General features: G+C 38.6%; 3 protein-coding genes. 1 reads left to right on the top strand and 2 read right to left on the bottom strand.

Annotated features, from left to right (window positions below):
* Positions 1 to 417: 417 nt before the first annotated feature.
* Together L691_RS0101905 and L691_RS0101900 are read right to left on the bottom strand one after the other, a co-directional pair.
* Positions 418 to 1,308 (bottom strand): ETX/MTX2 family pore-forming toxin, encoded by an 891-nt coding sequence (locus tag L691_RS0101905; protein WP_025688444.1) that lies wholly within the window; start codon positions 1,306 to 1,308, stop codon positions 418 to 420.
* A gap of 33 nt (positions 1,309 to 1,341) precedes the next feature.
* Positions 1,342 to 2,313 (bottom strand): hypothetical protein, encoded by a 972-nt coding sequence (locus tag L691_RS0101900; protein WP_025688443.1) that lies wholly within the window; start codon positions 2,311 to 2,313, stop codon positions 1,342 to 1,344.
* 426 nt (positions 2,314 to 2,739) lie between these two features.
* On the opposite strand from L691_RS0101900, the gene L691_RS30980 reads away from it, so the two are divergent.
* A partial coding sequence (locus tag L691_RS30980; RefSeq protein ID WP_332249021.1) for a NifB/NifX family molybdenum-iron cluster-binding protein occupies positions 2,740 to 2,955 on the top strand: 216 nt, incomplete at its 3' end.

Below are 2,955 nucleotides of genomic sequence, written 5' to 3'. Positions count from 1 at the left end.
ATCAGATGATGAAATAGGGTTATTTCAGGATAGACTGGCGAGCTTTAAACTAACGGTTGGTACAGCCAACCCCCGTTCGGGACTTACACCCTAGGGTTATCGCCCATGCTGGGCGCACTAACAACAAAACGCCCGATCAATTCCGGGCGTTTCTCTATTTGTCAAATTGACGAATCACATTCACTAGGCTTACTTATTCTTTCTCATCGTAATGATAATAGAAGCACTTACTTTTCTCTTATTTGACTTGGTAAATGGAAATTTTCTTCATAGTTGATTCCCTCTCCTTTAGGTTTGAAGATTCATCATAAAACGCTATCCTTTCGTTAGACAGTCTACCGAAAGAATAGCGTATTTTCGTTTTGAGGAGGTAGCAATTTCCTTCACTTGATGGGCATGTGGCGGGGACCCAAATACTTATTTCCCGTTTATTGTTAATACGCTATTATCGCCTGCGACATTGCCTACGCCATAAGGCAAAAAAGCCGGATTAGCTTCTACTATCTTTGTCGCTGTTGGTTTCGGGGTACCATCTATATTATATTCCTGTAACTCCATGTATATTTTAAGTGCACCTTTTACTTCATAGAAACCTAGTCCATTAAAGTGTACTTTCGTTTGAGGACCAGGAGAAACGGTACCTTTAGGAGGGAATGTCAACCCTGATGGTTTAGGAACTCCCGTTTCTATACCTTCATAAGCACAAAGATCATAAATAGGGTGATCTTTCCACCAACCATGCGCCCAACTCTGTCTGGCATATATACAAATATAGTTGGATAAATCTACATCTAATTTAACATTTTGTCTTACAGTTCGTTCTAAAATAAGTAACTTTCCCTTAGTCCAAGTACGTGGAGGGACTATAATGGTTTGAGATGGGAAGGTCATCGAACGAGAATTTTCAACTGTGTTTGTCTGAGTACGATTAAAACTAAATGAAAACGACGTCGATCCACCAATTTCTAATGCTTCTGGTATTGGTGTTACTTTAGCATTTATCTCGTGACCCAAATTAAAACCAATTGATGTAGAACTTGAATTAGTAGTTGTTACCGATTCAGTAGCTTGAGGTGTAGATATTGATTGTTGTAAGGAAGTATCGTTTTTAAAATCCACATAGTTACTTGAAACTATTCTGGTGACTTCACCAATTGCTGCATTTTCAAGCAACGTAGCTGTTGCATTTTCACTTAATACTTTGTCATAAGTTATATAATTTGCCCAGTTATTACTTCCGTACCATCTTTTTATAGCAAGATTTGCAGCCTGATATATATATTCATGGATATTTTGTAATTCAGCCATAATTATTCATCCTCTCTTAATATGATTTTAGTTTTACAATGCAGCTAGCAATAATGGTTTATCTGCTTCAATCGTTACATTATAAAAATCATATTCTTCTACCGGGACTTTATTCTGAGTATTAAATTTTGTGAAATGATAGTAAGGATACATATTTAAGGAAGATTGAAAAACTCCTAAGCCTTTAAAAATAAGATCGGTACCTTGAACAGTAAATACCGTCGGAGGTAGAAAAGGTGTCACATTGACAATTGGTTGGAACCAAATATCTTTACCATCAATTGGATCATGAGTGACGATTGCAATAAATCCAGTTAGTATTACTACATTATTAAAATTCTGTATAATGGTCTGTTTTTGCATCATTAAATCTGCTTTTATACCGTGGTTAGCTGGAATTGTCACCATTGCCTGAGCAGCAAAGTTAATGTAGGTTTGTTCCTGGCTTCGAACACCTTGTAGATCAGCTGTGAGGTTAGTATTATAGTGTACAAGTGCGGATGGTGGTAATGGAGCTGGGACTCTTAACGGTATTGGCAATTGAAATGTTGTATACACTCCCCAATAAAGCTGATTTGCTACCTCTCCGCCCATAGTTATTTTTGTATCAAGAGAACTTTCAGAAGGATTGGTTGTGTATTGCGTCGATAATGTAGCACCTGTTTCCTTTGTCTGTGCTTGGCCAAAATATTCAATATAGGCATCTTTTACATTTAGGTATCTATTACGGCTTGTATCTGCATACAATACATCTTTTAAAGTAGTACTATGACTCTTAGCAAATTCATTTGCATAAGCAAAAATAGCTTCCTCAAGATTTATAATTTTCACATCTGCAGCTCCGATAATATCTTGTTGCATGTCATTTATAGCTTCTATTGTTTCTAGGTTGGGATTAACTGTTCCTACACTAGGCGGTTGGCCGGGAACTGTAGGTGAAGATACACTATGATCAATATAAGGGTTTTCATTAACTTTGAAATATGATTGATCTAACTTATCCATATTTTTCATCCTTTCTCGTATCTTGAATGTGGAATGTGTTTGAATTCAAGAGTGCCCGTAAATTGAAGCATGTGGCACCCACAATCTTCTATCGGTTTCACCTTCGGAAACCGTGATATTGTGACAATTCATTACATAGTGGGGGAGACATGTAATGCTACATTTCAGTACATTGTCGACACAGATCGTATCACTACAACACACGTTAGTGGTTCTGTAGGACTGGGGTCTTGTTCATAATGAAACATAGGTTTTCCAAAGTACTCTTCTGGACGCATATAGATTGCCTCCTTTCTGTGTTAGGGAATAAAAAGAATCCCTTAATCAATATATACGGAATATGGAAATGATATGTTTTTTTTACATGATAAAATCCCTTTTTGCTGATCCGTACTCTTCTGGCAACGAGGTACCGACGGAACCGAAGTGAAATTCATCGGTATCCGGAAGATCCAGGCGTACTGCCACGGCACAGCCGATTGCAACGGAGACAAGGGCGAAACGCTTCAAGAGATTATCTCCATCCTGAGCGATTGCCAGATTCTCCTCAGCTCCGGTATCGGCGACGCGCCGCGCGAGGCGCTGAACAAAGCAGGCGTACTGCCTCTGGTCCGCAAAGGCGGAATACAGGAAGCTATCCTT

It is taken from the genome of Paenibacillus zanthoxyli JH29 (assembly GCF_000520715.1).
Lineage (GTDB): Bacteria > Bacillota > Bacilli > Paenibacillales > Paenibacillaceae > Paenibacillus_AQ > Paenibacillus_AQ zanthoxyli.
Note: the sequence above shows the minus strand (reverse complement) of the source record. Positions and strands in the feature narration are given on the sequence as shown.

Bases quoted from the DNA above. Each gene is read 5' to 3' on its own strand.
- L691_RS0101900 (WP_025688443.1), bottom strand. From the start codon at position 2,313: ATGGATAAGTTAGATCAATCATATTTCAAAGTTAATGAAAACCCTTAT.
- L691_RS0101905 (WP_025688444.1), bottom strand. From the start codon at position 1,308: ATGGCTGAATTACAAAATATCCATGAATATATATATCAGGCTGCAAAT.